This window comes from Bacillus sp. AFS031507 (assembly GCF_002584635.1).
In the GTDB taxonomy this organism is placed as follows: Bacteria; Bacillota; Bacilli; order Bacillales; family Cytobacillaceae; genus Neobacillus.
The window spans coordinates 113,234-131,884 of sequence record NZ_NUOW01000020.1; the positions used below are offsets into that span (position 1 = coordinate 113,234).

At 35.8% G+C, this 18,651-nt stretch carries 14 protein-coding genes; all 14 read right to left on the reverse strand.

What is annotated here, in order from left to right; genetic code table 11:
- Positions 1–14: 14 nt before the first annotated feature.
- The 14 genes from brxC to COE25_RS31665 all read right to left on the reverse strand — a co-directional run bounded on the left by brxC (position 15) and on the right by COE25_RS31665 (position 18,643).
- Positions 15–3,602, reverse strand: a complete 3,588-nt coding sequence (brxC, locus tag COE25_RS18930) for a BREX system P-loop protein BrxC (protein WP_098933724.1) — start codon at positions 3,600–3,602, stop codon at positions 15–17.
- Between the two features lie 17 nt (positions 3,603–3,619).
- The gene (locus tag COE25_RS18935; RefSeq protein ID WP_098933764.1) at positions 3,620–4,186 is read right to left on the reverse strand and encodes a DUF1788 domain-containing protein; all 567 of its coding nucleotides are present in this window, start codon (positions 4,184–4,186) and stop codon (positions 3,620–3,622) included.
- A 13-nt stretch (positions 4,187–4,199) separates the two neighbouring features.
- The gene (locus COE25_RS18940; RefSeq protein WP_098933725.1) at positions 4,200–4,796 is read right to left on the reverse strand and encodes a DUF1819 family protein; all 597 of its coding nucleotides are present in this window, start codon (positions 4,794–4,796) and stop codon (positions 4,200–4,202) included.
- A gap of 31 nt (positions 4,797–4,827) precedes the next feature.
- Positions 4,828–5,052, reverse strand: a complete 225-nt coding sequence (locus tag COE25_RS18945; protein WP_098933765.1) for a TIGR04540 family protein — start codon at positions 5,050–5,052, stop codon at positions 4,828–4,830.
- 225 nt (positions 5,053–5,277) lie between these two features.
- Positions 5,278–5,418: a hypothetical protein gene (locus COE25_RS30865; RefSeq protein WP_180247547.1), complete on the reverse strand. Its 141-nt coding sequence runs from the start codon at positions 5,416–5,418 to the stop codon at positions 5,278–5,280.
- Between the two features lie 42 nt (positions 5,419–5,460).
- The gene (gene mauJ, locus COE25_RS18950) at positions 5,461–6,240 is read right to left on the reverse strand and encodes a methylamine utilization protein MauJ (protein ID WP_098933726.1); all 780 of its coding nucleotides are present in this window, start codon (positions 6,238–6,240) and stop codon (positions 5,461–5,463) included.
- A gap of 408 nt (positions 6,241–6,648) precedes the next feature.
- Entirely contained in the window at positions 6,649–11,430 is a 4,782-nt protein-coding gene (locus COE25_RS18955; protein ID WP_098933727.1) for an AAA domain-containing protein, read from the reverse strand.
- Positions 11,431–11,759: 329 nt separating this feature from the next.
- Entirely contained in the window at positions 11,760–12,893 is a 1,134-nt protein-coding gene (locus tag COE25_RS31660) for a DUF6946 family protein (RefSeq protein ID WP_257208880.1), read from the reverse strand.
- Positions 12,894–13,079: 186 nt separating this feature from the next.
- Entirely contained in the window at positions 13,080–13,910 is an 831-nt protein-coding gene (locus COE25_RS18965; RefSeq protein WP_098933728.1) for an Nmad3 family putative nucleotide modification protein, read from the reverse strand.
- Positions 13,911–14,354: 444 nt separating this feature from the next.
- Entirely contained in the window at positions 14,355–15,119 is a 765-nt protein-coding gene (locus tag COE25_RS18970) for a hypothetical protein (RefSeq protein WP_098933729.1), read from the reverse strand.
- Positions 15,112–17,139: a DEAD/DEAH box helicase gene (locus COE25_RS18975; protein ID WP_257208881.1), complete on the reverse strand. Its 2,028-nt coding sequence runs from the start codon at positions 17,137–17,139 to the stop codon at positions 15,112–15,114. Before COE25_RS18975 ends, COE25_RS18970 begins: the two co-directional genes overlap by 8 nt.
- A 24-nt stretch (positions 17,140–17,163) precedes the next feature.
- Complete coding sequence (locus tag COE25_RS18980) at positions 17,164–17,415, reverse strand: hypothetical protein (protein WP_098933730.1); 252 nt, start codon at positions 17,413–17,415, stop codon at positions 17,164–17,166.
- A gap of 267 nt (positions 17,416–17,682) precedes the next feature.
- A complete protein-coding gene (locus COE25_RS18985) occupies positions 17,683–18,108 on the reverse strand; it encodes a hypothetical protein (protein ID WP_098933731.1) in 426 nt (141 codons plus the stop codon).
- 43 nt (positions 18,109–18,151) lie between these two features.
- Positions 18,152–18,643, reverse strand: a complete 492-nt coding sequence (locus COE25_RS31665) for a DnaB-like helicase C-terminal domain-containing protein (protein WP_257208882.1) — start codon at positions 18,641–18,643, stop codon at positions 18,152–18,154.
- Positions 18,644–18,651 lie beyond the last annotated feature (8 nt).

Consider the following 18,651-nt stretch of genomic DNA (forward strand, 5'->3'; position numbering starts at 1 on the left):
ACAACATCTCCCGCTTATTCAATAAACTCGATGTGTTTATTTGATTTAATGATTTGCTTTAACTTATTGGAAAGGGTATTAATGTATTGGTCAACATCTTCCTCAGAATTTAATGTTCTAACAACTAGAAGTTCTGAGACCTTTACCTGTTGCTTTTGAATTGTAGCTACTGCTCTACCACCGTTTGTATCTTTTGTTCCTATACCTTCTCCAACTTCTCCAGCTGTTGCTGCTTTCTTTCTTTGCCATTCTTGAATCTCTTGGTTAATGGTTCGTTCATATGTTTCCTTAAAACTTCCACTTTGAGAAATCGTTGCATCCACTTTGAAAATATCTCTGAAACTCTCAACATTTTTCAATAATTCATTGTAGTAATTATCGATTCGTTCCTTCGTTTCATTAGATACTCCATACTGCTTTGCTAACAAAGCAAGGTAATCGTAGTCAACTTTGTTTTTTTCTTTAGCATTGGCTTTTTTCTCATTAAGCACATTTTTAATTTGTTCGTTAATTTTATTAACAATTTCAGGAATATGCTTTATTTTTCCGTAAGGGACTGGATTATTTAAGATATCGTTTAACTCATTTGCAAATTTATCAGCCGCTTCACCCATGAGATATGCTTTATTTTCTTCATACTTGGTAATTGCTGAAAGACCGTTATCAAAGATACCCTTTTGATTTGTATCGAAGAAGCTCTTAACATAAACCATGTCCTCTTCCCAATAACTAAGATCCTTTTGTAACTCTTTCAATTTCGCAAAAAACGAAGCATTGTCTAACCCTTTATGAAAATGCTCAAAATATTCTAAACCCTTATCGAGCAAACTCATACCAGGATATTTTCTGCCCTCATAGCGTGCTTTTAACGCATTAATTTCAACAATTTGCTGTGCAATAAGAGACCTTATATCTTTAACTAAACCATCTTCATCATCTGGCAAGTCCGTTTTATTAAATACCTCTTTACAAATCTTTTTTGCTGTATTAATTAAGGCTTCATCCACTCTAACACGTTTAAGAATAATACCCTTATCCGCTTCTGAAGTCTTTGTTAATACCGTAATAATTTTGTTCACATTATCCTCTGGCTCTAAATATTCTGAATTGTAACGGATGCGTATTTTTTGTTCCTTTAATAGTTCTGCAATTAACCGTTGAATATCAAGATGTCTCCACCCATACGGCTTATCATTATAGCGGTCTAAGATGACTTTGACTCGGACTTGCTTTTGAATCGAATCTTGGAGGCTAATAAAGTCTGATATCTCTTTTATAGCTAATTCATTGGGAATTTGTTTCATTTCTGTACTAAAGGTCATCTGCTCGTCTTTTACACTTAAAACAGTAAGTAGCTCCCTCTCGCTATCTAAGAAGTCTTTAACATAGCCCAACTTTGTATATACATTATCAACTAAGGAATGCAATGCAGTGTTAATCTTTTCTTTTACAGTCGAGCCTTTAACATTGGCATTGTCTCCATTGATAAAGAACTTACCACTTTTTATAGCATCCTCTAACAAATCACGAACTCTTCGTCTTCTTTCACGAACTTCTGCTTGCTTGTTATTCAAGATGTTTTGCATGCTTTCAGGAAGCTGCGTAATATTCTTTTTCTTACGGTACTCCTCAATCTTAAGAACTTCTTCCATCTCTTCCACATAGGATTCATTACCACCAAGCCTAATTATCAACTCACCATTACCTGACGACATCATCATGAGTTCCTGCTCCGATTTGCCATAGTGATCGGATAGTGGTGAAAGAATGTTAATTCCTATACTTGATGTTTGATTTCCACTATTTTTTTCATCCATTTTTTGATTATAGGAAAATGAATATTCAGAAGAATAACGGTATTTCTTTTCGTCATAGAGATCTTGGAAAATATAGTTCGCAAGCTCCCTTTTGATTAAGTCTTCATCCACATTGATCGTTTTTATTTCTCGGTTGATGTCCTGTTCATCATCGGTAAGGAAAATATAGTATTCTCCATTTTTTTGAACAAGGGTTTGAGAAATAAGCTTTCTTAATGCTACTTTAATTTTTTCTTTCAGCTCTAATTTATCTTCCTCAATATTTGTTACCATCAACGTAGCAATATTATCAATATTCGTTGGCAGTTCTTTAATGTATTTAATCATGAACAAAACTTTAAGCAAGTCCATGTTAAACTCATCATCTTTAAGGACAGGGTTTTCGTATGCCCCCTCAATAACCCTTGAAATAGATGGATTAAGGAATTCTTTAATCGTATCGTAGAAAGAATAGAACGGGATTACTGCTCCTTCTTCTGCATCTTTATAGCGTAAGCCTGCTTCTTTAAACGCAGATAACATGGAACGTTCACCTTCTGATAGATGCTTACCAGAAGAACCATGTTTTCTTACCTGTTCAAATACGTTTTGTAAAAGTTTAAACTGATATGGGATAAAAGGGTAGACATCTGCAAACTCTTGCCCATTATCATAACCTCTTAACTCAGCCGTACTTTCTTTGAAGCTAATTAAGTTCTTTAAGATCGCACTTTTCTCAGGATATAGTACCTTGAGTTTATCGTTAGCAAAGTCTTTCTTTAGTAGGATACGTTTCTTGATTACTTCATCAACAGATATAGATGAAAGCGATAGTCTTGTATCAAAGCGACCTTGAATACGAGAGAAGTCATCGCCTTTTACTTTGACGATGCTATCAATACTTTCTTGAGAAGTAACCATAATCCATACTTTACCTTTTGCATGTGTTCCTAAATCCTCGGCAAGCGTTTGAAGATTGAGCATAAGGTTACGACTATCACCAATAAACTGACCAATTTCATCGACCAAAAAGACTAGATGAAAGTTTTTCCCCTTTTGATTTATGTATTCCTTCACATCTTTTGCAAATTTTTCAATACTAATTTCAAAGTTATTCACACCATTTTCAAACCAATTCCGGGCTGATTCTTCAGACATATCCGTTACTTTGGTTAAGGCTGCAATAACGTAGTCCGCGTCAAAATAGAACGTGTTACGGCGGTCTACCCATTCTTCGCCAGAAAGAGCCTTAAATTCATCTTTAAAGGCATTGTAAACGCCCTTTTGGTCAAGAAATTTTTCCATTTCAGCAACACCAGGAATATCACCGAAGTAACCTCTGTGTTCATAGAAAACCTTCATAAAGACACGTAGAATTGAATCTTCTTTCGATTTACTATCTAATGAAGCTTTAGAATCTATGTTGAATAGAATTACCTCAGTCTGAATGTCAGCGGTACGATTCATGTTTGCCAAGATTAAAGGATCTTGTAATTTATCTTTGAAAAATTCTATCGCTCTTTTGTCTTTTACTTTTTTATTTTCAAGCAAATAGGCAAGGATTTTTAGAAAATGGGATTTACCTGAACCGAAGAAGCCACTAATCCATACTCCCATTTTATCTGTAGCTCCATCAATACCCTTTTGATAATTCTCATAAAACTTCGATAAATGTTTGTTTAACTCCCTTGTGACAACATATTCATCAAGTTCTTGATAAATATTGTCCTCGTCTGTCTGAGCAACTTTAATAACACCTCTGATATCCCGCTCAATATTCTTCTCAAACATTTCTTTAATAATCATCTATATCCCCCTTTTCTCTAATCGACTAACGGAAATGCTCGGTAATAGTTATCATCCATAAACTTGTTAAATAATTGAAGTGATTGACCATCATATCTTCCTGGAAAAAACATAATGACAGGTATTTTATCGATCACTTCTTGAAGATTATTTAGAATATTGTGTGAGCGAACAAATGGATAAACCTTCCCTACACCCGTTATAAGCACAACATTATGATCACCCAATTGTTCTTTAATTTTCCTCAAGAAGATATCAGGTTTAGCAAAGGTAGTCATCGCTTTAAAAAGTGCGTCTTTCCCCTGCTTTTCTTCCACTTCAAAAACTCTGTCGAAAATTCGTTTCTCTTTTGCAATATCTAGCAGCAATTTGTATAAGTCGAATTCAATAATTCTGCGATTAGAGCCTTCGTAACTAAATTCCTTTTTTATATGATTGACATAATCACGAACGATTAATTCTTCACTGGGTTCATAATCAAAAATATAAAAACTGATCTCATTTCCAAGACCTCGACCTTGAATGAATTTGTCCTCTTTAATTTTTGGAATGATCTTATCAAGTCTTCGATTAATATTAGCCATTTGTTGTATCCTTTCACTCGCCCATTGCATGTACAAATTTGGTATCACCTATATGTATAAAGTGATTTTTAATCTGCTCGTCTATGATTAAGCGGTTCAGTTCTTTGCTACGTCTATTTCTCAGCAGCCCGCATTCAAATAATACTTGCATGTACGCACGTTTTAACTTCTCGAGGTTTATGTCGCTCCAACTTGCAACCTTGGTATTTTCTTCTGACTTGGAGGTAAAAAAAACATTAATATCTTTCTTCTCAATTAAAAAATCGTTATTCTGTAGCTTCTCACTAATCACTTCATTCATGAATTCGTAAAAAAGTAAATCGGTTTTCATTATGGCATACAAATTAATCACTTTACTAATTTCTATTGACCCTTCTATCATAAGTGCAGCTAATGTTTGGTCAATAACATCGGCTCTTTTCATAACTGAAGGCAAAGCACGATTAACCCTACCTTTATTTGTAAACTGAAACAAATTCTCTTCTTTGACCTTTTTCCTAATCTCCTCATTTGAAAGCCCAAGTTGCTTCTGTTTTACCACTTGTTTTAACTCAAATAACAAAAAAGAGGCACCGTTCAAACTTGATGAATATTCTAATACCATTATCATCCAACACGACCTTTCACACAATACTTTTCGCCTATACCATTTTCAAAATTCGTTCAACTACAGCTAACCTTCTCTTTCCACATTGTTGTTGAACGACTTTTGTAAACTCATTATTTTTAAAGAGCTTGTCCTGGTTGTTATCATAAATGTTATTAACACCCTCAATAAGGCCTTGTTCTTTTATTTCCTCTTGCCAATATGCATCGACGAGTTTATTTATGGCAGTAGCTAACTCTCGCTGCGTGCGATAAAACATTTTCAACTCCACAAATGTCACCTCTAACTCCAGTTTTACTTAGTTCTTATTTTACTCTTACTTTTTTTGTAAAACAACTAACTACAAAACAAAAAAGCTCCGCATCATTATTTTGCAGGGCTTTTCAAATAATAAATTCTTATCAAGTATATATATTCTATAATCGTGAGTAAAAAATTTGATTTGTATCCGAGTTAACTGATAAATCTATATATTCATGTATCATTATTGAATTGATAGCGCAAAATCTGATTGATCATCAATTAAGTTGATTTTTTGTTCTAAAGCGGAAGCGGATTTATCCTTTATTTGGTTTACATTATTGACATGTAAATTTCTATTTAAAAGATATTGCTTAAAATCCATTGTTTAGCTCCCCCTAAAAAGATTACAATCTTTCATCATATTTTATATAATTTCCCTTTGACCAACTTGATTAAATTGCTTACTTTTCCAATCACGCAAAAACATGAATGCAACCTTTTGAATTGTTTCACTCATATTAATAACTTTACCTACTTCCTCAACATTAACGTTAGCTAATCCATGCGCGATTCCAACTCGGGTATTATAATTATCATCTATCCAATTTATCTGGTCTTTTATTATCAAAGGCCATTGATCACAGTTACCCCATAAAAGTTTAAAACATTCCCATATTTGACTCTTGCTTCCCTTTTTAGATGCTTCATTTTTTGGATGATAATTTGTTGCAACAACTTCTATAGTATTATAAAAAGCTAGAAATTTATCAAATGGATCTTCGGTATACAACCCCTTTCTGTACCATCCATAAGCTTTTAGGAAACTTGGTTCACCATTCAATAGATTGAGAGATTCAACGAATGCTCTTTTAAACTCCCCTTTAGATATAAATCTTTTAACATTGGAGTTCCGAGAAAAATTAACTTTCTTCCCATCAAAACTTAAAAATAAGGGTATAGGTACCTTTATATCCAATACTAAACAATCTAACATTTGGCCAACAAACACCATTGCAGCATTATTTGCTAGCTCACTTGTTGGTGCAAAAGCTGTTACTTTAAAATTTAATCCTTCATCAAAATTCTTTATCTCAATATCGCTAAAAAAAGGGTTAAAATTAGTACCTTTCTGTGTTTTGAATTTCTCTACATTACTTACTTTTACTGGGCCATAAATAAATAATTCAACTTCCCAAATTGCCAATGAAAACACCAACCTCATTTTTAGATTTTTATTATTGAATGTATAGAAATAAAGCTTATCAATCTGTGTTTGAAAATAAAACATTACGGAGGTCTAAACTTTTTGTATTTTTACTTTTGTTACATTCGCTTCTATTTATCTCATAAAAAATATTTACATATCATTTAACACCTTATTTTAACACTTGATGTTTGATAAATGCACAAAAATGTTAGACTAACTATCAGTTAAGACTAAATTAATAAGGTGTGCTAAAAATGCAACCCTACCCTAATTTTATTCTGAGCTCAAACAACAAGAAGAATTGTCGAATATCTTAAAGAACAAATAATGGATTCCCTCTATTTTGTATTAACGCATATAATGTAATTTCAAAAGGGTTTCTACCAGAGATAGAAAGCCCATTTTTTATCCCTTATAACTCGTATACCAACCAGGTCCTTGTCTCGTAGCCCGACTCCCTTTTTCAGTGAATTGAAAACTTATTCCCTTTTGTTTAAGTTCATTAATAAGCGGTTTCAATTCTTCTCCGCCTACCAACCAAAGACTTCCACCCTTGAGACGTTTGTCGATAACTTCATAGTTTTTTGAAGTTAAATAACTAAAAAGACTATCTGGGGTTTCATCAATCAAATCGATTAAATTCATTTGTTCATGAAAACCTTCTAATTCAGGGGAGAATAATGCGATTTGTTCTGATTTATTTTTTTTCATGTTCGCATCAATTTTAATATTTCTAGTTTCCTCCAAATTTGGGAGAATAGCTGTTATTCTTTCTTCCTTTGGCTGCCTACTTGCCTTTTTAAAAATGATTTCCTTTTTTAACATTCTTTTTGTTTCGTACTTAGATTTATCCTTTTGTTGAGTATTTGGACGAATTCCCATTGCATCTAATTTGACATATAGAGATTCCATTGTTTTCTCTGGGTTAGAGTAAAATACGCTTCCCCGGATCCGCCAAAATGTCCAGCCCACTCTTTCAAGGACTCGTTGCCGTTCAATTTCCTCTTGCCATTTCTCTTGTCCTTGCCATTCCACATCACCATCACATTCAATTGCTAATCGGGTACGCTCTCCTTCAACAACCAAATCAATTGCCTTACCTAATGAGCCAACCTTTACTTGCGGAACAACACGATATCCTTTGGTTGAAATTAACGCATAAATGTCTCTTTCTAGCTCAGAAACAAATTCATGTTCCTCCTTAACCAATGCTTCCTCGGTTTCACCATTATTCAGACAATGCTGTAATAGTTGATATCGAACATCATTTGGATTTAGCTTGTTTGCATCTACGGAGTGGAACAGTATCATTTGATCTCTAGGTCGGCTTGCAGCAACATTAAATCTTTGCAGTGCATCTTTTTTCCCGAGTGAAGCAAACCCTTTATTTTCAGCAATAACTAAAGAGAGGAAGATCACGTCGCGTTCGTCTCCCTGAAAGGCATACGCATCTCCTATCACAAGTCTTCTGTTGATAATTTCCTCTTCATCGATTTTCTCGTGAATCCGTCCTTCAATAGCTTTTTGTTGATCGTTCCCAAGTAGTGTAATCACTCCAAAAGACTTTTCATTATATATAGGATCGTTGATACACTCTATAATATAATCAACAATGGCTTCAGCCTCTGGTATGTTAATTACTTTAGTGGTATTTTCCAATCGATATCCTTCATCCACTTTTACTGCCTTCACAGGTGGTGTAAACATATCCTTTGCTAATGGTAGTCGTAATGGGTCAATCATTCCGCCATACATTAGCTCATTGCTAAATTTAATGATTTCCGGCACACAGCGGAAATGTTCTTTTAAGACAATTTTACTGTCAAATACCCTAGATGCCGTGTCATATAAACTAGTCCGTATATCAAATTGCATTTTATTAGGGATATCAAAAAGATACCTAGTGATTAATTCATGGACATCGCTAATTTCAGTAAAAGCATTCTCTGGACTGATTTGATTTTCATCCCCTACAATCACCCCTTTTTTTCCACGAAGTAAAGCACTTAATCCAAACAAATTACTTTGGCTGCTTTCATCAATAATAACCACATCAAATAAGTCTTCTGTTATATCAAAGTTCTCTATCACACGCTGAATTGGCATAATCCAAACCGGAATGGCCCCTCTTGCCACCTTCATTTCTTTGCTGGCCTCTTGACGGTACATACGAGTATATTTTCCTGTTCCTTTTCCAATTCGCTGAATCGCCTTTTGCCATGCGAATAAACTCATTTTTTGGGCCCTTGTGGTCCGTTCTAATTGTTCCTTCCAGGTTGCTTCCGCAATCAATTCTTTAATAACTTTTTGTTCTTTTAACTTTGCCATTTTTCGTTGTTCTTCTAGGTAATCAATTTGCTGTTTAGCATTTAATTCCTTTAGCCAGGCATCTACTTGACGCCATATCCAGGCAAACTCAAGGTCTTGTGGAGGAATTAGCGGCTTTCCCTCCCCACCGCTTTCTAGTAATTCTAATGTCCACTTTGGTGCCACATCAAAAAGTAGACCTTTTAGTTCTAACAATTGTTGATGATCACTTTCTAAGCCTTCACGTCTTTCTACTTCTTCAAGTCCCGAATCCCAAGTTGTAGAATTTCGTTGACGAAGTGAATCTAATAAGTTATTCCATAATGGATGCGACTGTGGTTGATTTATTCCTGCAATTAATTCTACTTCTATTTTTTGAAAAAATGTTTGGGTTTCTTTCCAGGTCTTTTTGTAATGTAAAGCTTGTAAGCCTTGATTAAGTTCATTCAGCCATTGTTCATCATGAAACCTATTTTCACCAGACATCGAGATAACAGCAAATAATTCATCAAACTCTTTTTCTAAGTTGTTAACCCAATTAGCTGCATCAAGAATTTGATTGCATTTTTCCTTTATTATTAGCACCAATCTTTTTTGTGTTTCTTCGATTTTAGTTCCGTCAATTTCATCTAAGACACGATTCCACTTAATAGAAAGTTTTTGCTTCATGATTATTAGATCGATGTGTTTTAAGACCAGGGTGAGGTCGTCACTGCTTCTAATCGGATAGGTATTTACTTTTATCTCTTCAAAAAGATATTTAAGTTTTCTCCCGGTAACGTTTTTATACATCCAACCTATCCTGGGATTAGTAGATAATTTTTCATTCAAAGCAAGTAGGTCGTCCCTTAACTCAGGAAGAATTTTATTTGTCGTCAGCACAATTTTATGCTCAATGATTTCCTTCTCCAGTATTTGAATATCATTTACCTTCTCAATAATTTCCTTGATAAATTGATTCCACATGAATACTTGGCTTGAGTCTCTCACACAATCCTTGATAATGGTATAGAGCCACTTGGGATTATGCATTTGTTTCAGCTTTACAATGGCTTCTGACGTTTTAGTCGTCCATTTGGCAAAATCAAGGCTCATAAAATCCCCTGTATTCCAGCCCTTAAGATGTTCCGTTGTCTGTTTGATCTTTTCCTCTATTCCCTGTATCTCATTGACTCTTTCTAAAAATACGTTGGAAGGAGGCAATGATTTTAGACTAGGTCTTGCTAACGATAGCGACTGAATATCCTCTTTTGCAAGAAGACCTAAAAGTTCAAAGAATTTAGTTAGTTGTTCTGTAGTTAACGGGAACGGAGAATCAGACTTAATGTTATCAGGTATCCAGGCATGACTTTCAAACTTCTTAAGCCATTTAGCTGCTTCAAGTGGCTTTAATTCCAAGTCACCAAATCTTTTTGGTAGGCATTCTCTTTCGGCTGCATTATTAATCATTTGATTAATTCTTTTAATACTCTTCTTAGTAGTTTGTAATTCTGTATTTAATCGCTCGATATTCTTTTGTAAAATCTCAGGTTGTTTTGAATCGATATTTTCAGCAATAACACGCACGGAGTCCTCGATTTCTTTGACTGATTTCGAGTCCCCTCCTAAAACACTTACACATAGTGGACGAATCTCTTCAGGGATTTTATTTTTCAAAACATGTAAAGCACGTTCTTTTTCACTAGTAACAAGTACTCTTTTCCCATGTGCAAGAAGGTGACTAATTAAATTAGCTATCGTGTGGCTTTTTCCAGTTCCTGGTGGACCCTGAATAACTACACCACTATTAGAAGCTAATTTCTCAGCAATCAATTGCTGTTCTTTATTGGCCGGCAAAGGAAAAAGTAACTCCTTGCCCACTGCCTCCCAATCTGGCGAAAGAAACTTAGAGCCTTCATCAGAATCACTAGTAGTAATTAATTTTTTGATGGTTTTAGGAACGGGAAAACCTGCTTGTATTTTTTCAATGGCATTGGTTAATTCTTGCTGCCAAAACCTGCCTCCTGTGGTTCGTAAAAATAAGGCCGGACTATATGAGATGATCGGTGTTGATATGTTTTTTATGCTGTCCTTTTTATCAGTCTTAAATAATCCTTCGGGGCTTATTGTATGAACAACTTCTTGTAAAAAGGACTTAATAGGTTCCAATTGATTTGGCGATAAATCAAGCTCTTGAATTTGATTTTCCATTTTCATAACCCGTGTAGCATTCGGAAAATCAATATGTAATAACATGTCTGTTTCCATTGCTGTACCTTTGCTCGTAGGCAAGAGATGAAAAATACCTTTCTTTGCGTCAAACGTAACCTCTAATTTTGTTACCAAAACATGGCGGGATATTTTCTTTTCGTCAATTTCCCACTGTAATAAGCCATAGCCACAAACAAGTTCGATGTCTTCCCCTTCACGCTCGAAGCGTTGATACAAGGTAAAGAGATCGGTATATAATTGTTGGATTTTCATTTTTGGGGATGCTTCTGCAGCCCACATTTTCCATTCTTCTAACCATTGCTGATAACTAGTTTTTCGTTTAATATCCTCATCAAATACTTCTAAAATTTCATTTTCGTCTTCATCTATACCTATTACAAGGGATTCTAGTACTATTGGGGATTGCTCAGGATTATCATATTTAGTTACCCATTTTTTCAATTCGGATGGAACAGGGGGTACTGTTGGAATTTCTTGCTTGTGTACCTCAAACCAAGCATCTTCATTTGTCCCATTACCACCAATATAAAAACCATCTATTTGTGGAATATCTTTTTCCCACCATACCTGATCATAATCATTCACATGACGAATGATTTTTTCGTTAAGATTTTTTACAGCAAGCAAATATTCAAAAATCCTTGCTATTTTCGCTGTATCATTTGACATGAACTCCCCACCTTACATAGGCATTTGCTCTTATTATCATATTAGCATAATTTGGGTATTATTAGACCAAGAGTTAACAACGGTCTTTAATAAAATATTCAAAGATAAAAGAAAAAAGCACCGTCCGATTTTTCGGAAGGTACTAAAAACTCATAAACAATTTTGGAGCAAAACTGGTATAAGTTATTTAATAATATTCAAACCAATCTACAAACGATTAAGAAAAGTTTTTCGATAATGCATTTGGGAGCAGGTAAAGGTTAAAAAGTGATATAAAAAAAAGACTGGGATATTCCTGTAGAAATTATGAATAAATAATTTATTACCTACTACTTCTGCAACCTCTTTTCATATGCCTCATCTATTAAGCTAGTTATTTGCTCTAAATTATCTACCCACTCTAACCTTATGTACATTTCACCAGGAGTCAGGCTCACCGGATCAGATTTTTCATACACATGTCCAAGCAAATCATCTATTTCCTTCTGTATTTTCTTTGCTGTTTCTGTGTGAAGTTTTTTTCCAAGATGAAGGACGAAGCAAACTTTCCTTGCTGCAGTAATTGTTGCGAATTTATATGAGCCTATCTTGCTTACATAACCTATACAATCTGTTCGAACCCCATTTTTATATCGATGATGATAGTCCTCAACTTCACCCTTATATGAGCTTTTTTTATAAATATAATCATCGATTTCTTTCGCAAGCATTCTAGCTTTTTCTGTTTTAAACAAGCTATAAAAATACTCTTTTGATTTCGAAGCAACTATTTGATCCGTTTCCCCCTTTACCGCCAAAACCTCATTCACCCACCCAAAATATAGATTTACCCCATTTAATTGTACTGGCCCAACTATTCCATCCTTCTTAGGGAATAAATGAAAAAGTTTAACAAACTCAGCGTAGTCCTCAAACCATTTTCCTGTCTGACTAAATGAGTGAACAAGCATAAGTGAATTGTTAGCATTAACATTCTTAGCTTCTAGCAGAGCGGAAGCAACCCTATGTATTAATTGGTATCTTTTATTTAGCACACTATCCTCATGTAATCCAAGTAAATTAAGTAAGTATTTCAATCTTTTTCTTTTACCGTCACTGGGATTATCACCTAACCAGGATGTTACGGTTTCTCCGAAGGGTTCTGAAACTTTTCCTTCCACCATAATCGTTAAAAGCTCGTTATTTGCTTTGGCTAGTACATAAAGATCATTTTGTGAACTTGCGTTTCCTCCAGGTAATGGAACCTTGTACTCAGGAAGTCCGTACAATACTTCTACATCCTTAAACACAGGTAACTTACTTTGTTTAAATACATTTTCAACACAAGATGGTAAATGGTTAGCCTCTTCCCAACAATTTGCCAATTCAAAAGCAGAATACCCTTTTTTCCACTGTTTCTCAGGATCGACAAGTAATTCTCTCCATGAACCTGCTCCTTGTGATGAAACAAAGAATTTGCCCATTTTACAACTCCTTCAGTAAGATTTTTGTAATATTCTTTTCCCCAGTTTGAGTTGTAAATAGTTTTTTGATGATAGATAATGCTCAATCGTCCTCTCACAAGGAATAATTCCTAATCCATTATATTGTCCTTCTTTTAGTTATTTACCAACATTTCCAGTCCTATTTATTTGTTTATGTATAAATCACTATTGTAATTTTGTAGTGATTTGATTAGATTGTATACGATTTGTTTTAATCATATTCTCAGCCCATTCTACTACATCACTAGAATCAGTTATTAAAACTTCTTGATTGTTTCTTCCTATAAATTCAATTCTTACATTTCCATTTGGTAGAATTGATTTATTTGTCCCACCTAAGAATTTCTCATTTTCAAAATATCTTGGTAATTCCCACCTGCTCCGTTTCTCTCTTTTTTTAGTCAAAACGAGAGAATCATCATAGTGAAATTTACCAGCATTTTTTCCAATATAAAGACGATTGCTATTTAAATACTTATCTTTATTTACAACATGAGGATGACTCTCTAGATATTGAGGAATAATTACATTAGAATTATTTAAATCCAATGTTTCGTCAACCTCAAGAAAACCGAAGATGATATGAAGGTTAGGAGCATTTTGTATATACTTAAATTTTCCATCTTTTATATCAATCTCTTTAAACCAGCCGTAAAATAAAAATAAATCCCCATGTCCTACATTATTTTTTCTTAAAACTTTTTCTGGAATATCAGCTTGTCCAAATGCAGGATTCCACTTATTATGCCGATTTAGGATTGATTCGAATTTAATGTCCGGATCAAGATGACATTCAGAGTCATATTGTTTGATTCCTACCTCTTGCATCACTTTATCAAGCTTAGTATTTTGATCAAAAAATATGTCCTTATAACCAATACCTGATCCTTTTCCAGGAATAGGTAACGAAATAAGTCGGTCTCCATAAATAAAACTAGGCTTACCACCTGCAGAAGAATCGAATCCTTTTCTACTTAGAATAACTTTTTTTGTCATATTAATTTACTCCTTAATAATTTATAGATAAGCTAAGTCATAGATTTACATAACATAAATCTTCTGCAAAAATTTTCAAATTCCTCTACACGCTATTTTATTTTTTATATCACGAGTGTATAGGTCAAAACCTGAAATTCCAATCTTATAACAGTTCCCCTTCTGTTGCCTTCATTCAGCTATATCTGTATTACAGAACATATATAGGTAAGAAATGGGGCATTAAGACGTTTGAGAGAATGTGTCCTTTGGTATTTATCTTGTGTAATAAATTTGTGTTTACCTTTTCCAATTCTTTTCCTATAAAACGAAAAAAACCCTCACAAACGTTGATATAACAACATTTGTGAGGATTTTAAATTAAAATAGATTCTTAGAAAAAAGGGCCTAATCACCGATGAGTATATGATTTAATACCGCAAAGGACTGGACAAGGAATTCTATTTACTCAGAAACTTCATTTACTGCCATCCATTTTTCCCGCCATTCCAGCCGTTCCTTCTCTTCTATTTGCTTTTCGAGTGTATCATCCCAGCATTTAAGCCATGTATTCCACACGAGTACGTAGAAAATGTCCTGTTCTTTATTGTACATTTGAAATTCTAGGCATGGTATATGTTCAACCTTCTGTAGGTCGAAGCTATTTACATTAGCCACTACAGTTTGAAAGCCGTTTTCCTCCAGCTCGGTTTCTCTCCCGATGAGAACCTGCAGAATTCGGTCTGTATTGATATGGTCCTGGTTATTTACATACCGAACAAACAGCATTTCTTCGTTTGTTTCAGGCAAATGTTCGATCCCCTCTGGCCAAAACTCATCATGAACTGGACTGTACGAAAGCACAGTCGACTCTTCTTCCATTTCCTCTACAATTACTCCTGTTTTTAGTTGCTTATGCCCTTTCGATGTTAGCCTGTAGCTTTCTTTTTCCACTCGGATTAAGCCCATTCCCTGCATTTTTTTCAGCAAATCCGCAATGAACAGCTCCTCTACCAGCAGCAATTCGGACAACTTGGCTGCTCGCCGGATTTCAGCCTGCTCAAAAGTGAGAAGCATCATTTTCATCAGAATGTCCATTTTAGATCGCATTACCCGTTTAAATTCCACATTATATGTCTTTACTGGCAAGTGCCACATCATGGACTTCTTGATTTGAATCGCTGGATTTTCAAGTAAGATCGAGCGTAAGTGCTTTTTTAATTTATCCATGCAAACTCACCGCTTCAAGCATTCGCAGTCCATCTTGTTTTTTCACGACTTCTAATACGTTCGTATACATCTGTCTCGTATCCTTATGTTTCGTCCGCTCGGTAAACATCTTTGAACTGCCAATTAACACTAGCAGCTCTCTTGCTCTCGATAAGGCGACATTTAGCCTGCGGTTATCTTTGGCAAAGCCGATGTCATCCTGCTCGTTGTCGTGATTTCGCACCATGCTTAGCAGTATTACATCCATTTCCATGCCCTGGAACCTGTCCACTGTCCCAGTGCGAATCGTTAAATTTGGCAAGCGAAGCTCCTGTTGAATCATGCGCTCGACCCTTTTTACTTGTTCACCGTAAAAACTAATTACGCCAATGCTTTTTTTCTCATTTGCTTTCATTCTTCCAGCTTGCTTCGCCAGTGCCACCGCTTCATCCAATTCCTTCAGCAACTCACCAATCTTCCTCAATTCAGCCTGATTATACAGGCTTTTACCGCCTTTCATTCTTTCTTCGAAAAAAGCAGGCTCATTCGGCATATCGAGCCAAAGTAGATGGTTGTTCCGCTGTATGAGCGGTGATACAAGCTTGTGATCCCGTTCGAAATCAGAGTCTTTCAAACCACATTGGAATTGTTTGTTTTCTTGCTCATAAAACTGGGTAATGGTTGCCATAATGTTTTCATGCATCCGATATTGGATGGCAAGCATCGTTTTATTGCTTTTCGGAAGATTTTTAAACAACCGTTCAAACAGTGACTCTTTTAACAGCTGTTTTAATTCCGTTTTTCCATCAAAGTCTTCACTTTTTACCGCCATTTCCTGCAGTGTTTCCTCTAGCGTATCGTTTCCTGATAGAGGTGGCAGCTGGTGATGGTCGCCGACTAAAATGATTTTTTTCCCTTTTAGCATCGGCAAAAGCAGCTCTGGCGGGGTTGCTTTTGATACTTCATCAATGATGACCACATCAAAAATAGGGTAGCTTTCAATAAAGTCCTTGCGTGCGGATGCCACACAGGTTGTTCCAATGACATTTGAATGCTGTACATAAAGCTTTCGAATTTCATTCAGGTCATGGTCATTTGCTTCTTCCAGCAAGGAAAGCCACATCCCTTGGATTGACTGGAATTCTGGAAGCCTTTTCCTTTCCTGTTTTAATGACTCTCGTGTATAAGAAAGACTCGCCAATTTCCTCAATACCGTTTCGTGCTCCGATTCTGGTTTTGTGGATATGATCTCATGTAATGGTGCCAGTCCTTTTTTCTTTTCTTCGAGCATACTGTAGAGTTGTGTTAGGCGGGCTTCGATTTTTGTCCATTTCTGCTTCGCTTCTTGTAGCTGCAAGGCTTCTTTTGCTCGTTCTTGGGCATTCAGTTTAACTCGAAGCTTAGCTTGCTCATATTGCTCTTTCTTTTTCTGCAGTTCAAGCGCTTCTGCTTCTTTTTGATGAAGCAATTCTTTTGCGTGTGGAATCATTTCTGCGTATGCCATCATTTGCTCATGCTTATTTTGTAGAAAAGTAAGCTTGGTGCTCTGCTCGTCCATCGCCTTCTGCCACTTTTGTTGCGTCATTTTATTTTCATGCTGCACAGGCTGAAGTTGCTCAATCATCTCCTGCTTCAAATGCCGAAGTAGTTCTTGCGCCATTTTTATATACGCATTAGATGGCTTTAACTGCCCCGCTTTTTGCCAGATAAAGTGTCTCCTACCATATAATCCCTCAAGAAAGGTTACAAGTATCTGCGGTAAGATTTTTGGGTTTCCTTTAAACTCACTTCTTAGTTTGTCTAAAAATTGATCAATTTCCACAGAGGTAGTAGAAATAGAAGTCATATTCATCATTCGCTGCTGCAACTGGCCGATTGACATGCCCTGCGGTTCCAAACGCTGTTCAACATATGAAATCGCACCGTTCAATTTGTCATTATATTCTTTTAATTTATTCCGCTGGCGAATTTCTCCGCGGATTTCCTCACGCTCTTGGATTAACTGCTGGACTCGTAAAGACCGATTTAGATTTTGTTCCAAAATTATCCACTTTAAGTTATCGATTTATTGGGCAGCAGTTATTCTTGCTGTTAATGCATCCGTCTGCTTGGCTGCCTCGTTCCATTTTTCACATTCTGTAGATACCTGTTCCATGGTTTGTTTTTTTTCATTTATCTCGTCTTCAAGCTCCTGAAAGGCAAGAATATTTTGCATGCGCACCATCTCTTTCTGGGTAGCATCCCACTCTTTTTGAATTACGCCACTGTCAGGCTCACCAGCTAGAAACGTTTCGTCTTTTTCAATGATGTCATTCAACCGACGAAGTGACTGCTCGATTTCCTGCAAATGTCGCAGTGCTGTTAGCCGCTCTTGTTCAGCACCATATACGTTAATATGTGAAAAATGCCTACAAATATTTATTTAACAACATTTGTAGGCATTTTACTTTTCTAAAACGGACTCAATTTTTTTCTAAAGATACCGGTGGTCGGGGTCAAACCAGTTCGGTATTCACCTTCCTAAGAATAATTTAGTCCTGGGGGACAATAAACTAGATAGGGTTTTGTTCCATCTCTCTCACTTTCATCTCTCCCTCTTAAAATACCCCGCTAAAGCTGGAAAACTCATGAATTCCTTCCTCATGTCCCGAAACGAAATCACATCATTTCCTCTAGCGAGCTGGTAATCTAGCGAATACTCGTGACAGTTTAATGGAACTTGATGAAATGTTTCGGTATAGAATTGGATGGCTTCTTTGTGGCTGCCAGCAAAAATAAAGACAAAATCCTTCTGGTTCATCTTCAGTGAGTAGATGCCAACTTTATGAATACCTAATACATTGTTTTGAACCAATTCCCTTACTTTCTGATGGTCGGCTTGTTCTAAGTCTATCTTGGATATGTCGTCATCTAATGAAATTTTCTGCTCTGCTAGTAAATGGTAGATGGAATGGGCCAATGAGGATTCTTCATAACGGAAACAATCCATGTAAAGATCTTTCACAATCATGTGATCACACCTCGATATAAGATTTTTTTCGGCTAAATATAAGTTATACAAGGGTAGGACTCGATTCCTTCTGGTCCTCAATCCTTCCTGTATGCTCGTTGTAATTGACAGCGATGCTTCCAACTGGTCCATTTCTGTTTTTCGAGACAATGATTTCAAGGGAATGATTGTCCGTTTCCTTGTCATAATACGCTTCACGATATAAGAACAAAATGACATCGGCATCCTGCTCCACACTGCCCGATTCCCGAATATCAGACATCATCGGCCGTTTATTGGCTCTTGATTCCACCGATCGATTGAGCTGGGCCAAACAAATGACGGGGCAATCAAAATCCTTCGCCATCGTTTTAAGGGATTTGGAAATTTCCGTTACTTGTAAATGGGAATTCCCTCCGTAAAATTGTCCAGAATGGATTAGTGTTAAGTAGTCTATAAAAAGAATTGGTTTCTTGTATGGAAATTGATTCATCATTTTTCGCGTTTTCGCTCTCATTTCGGCAATGGTTTGTCCCGCCCCATCAAAAATTTGCATATGGGTTT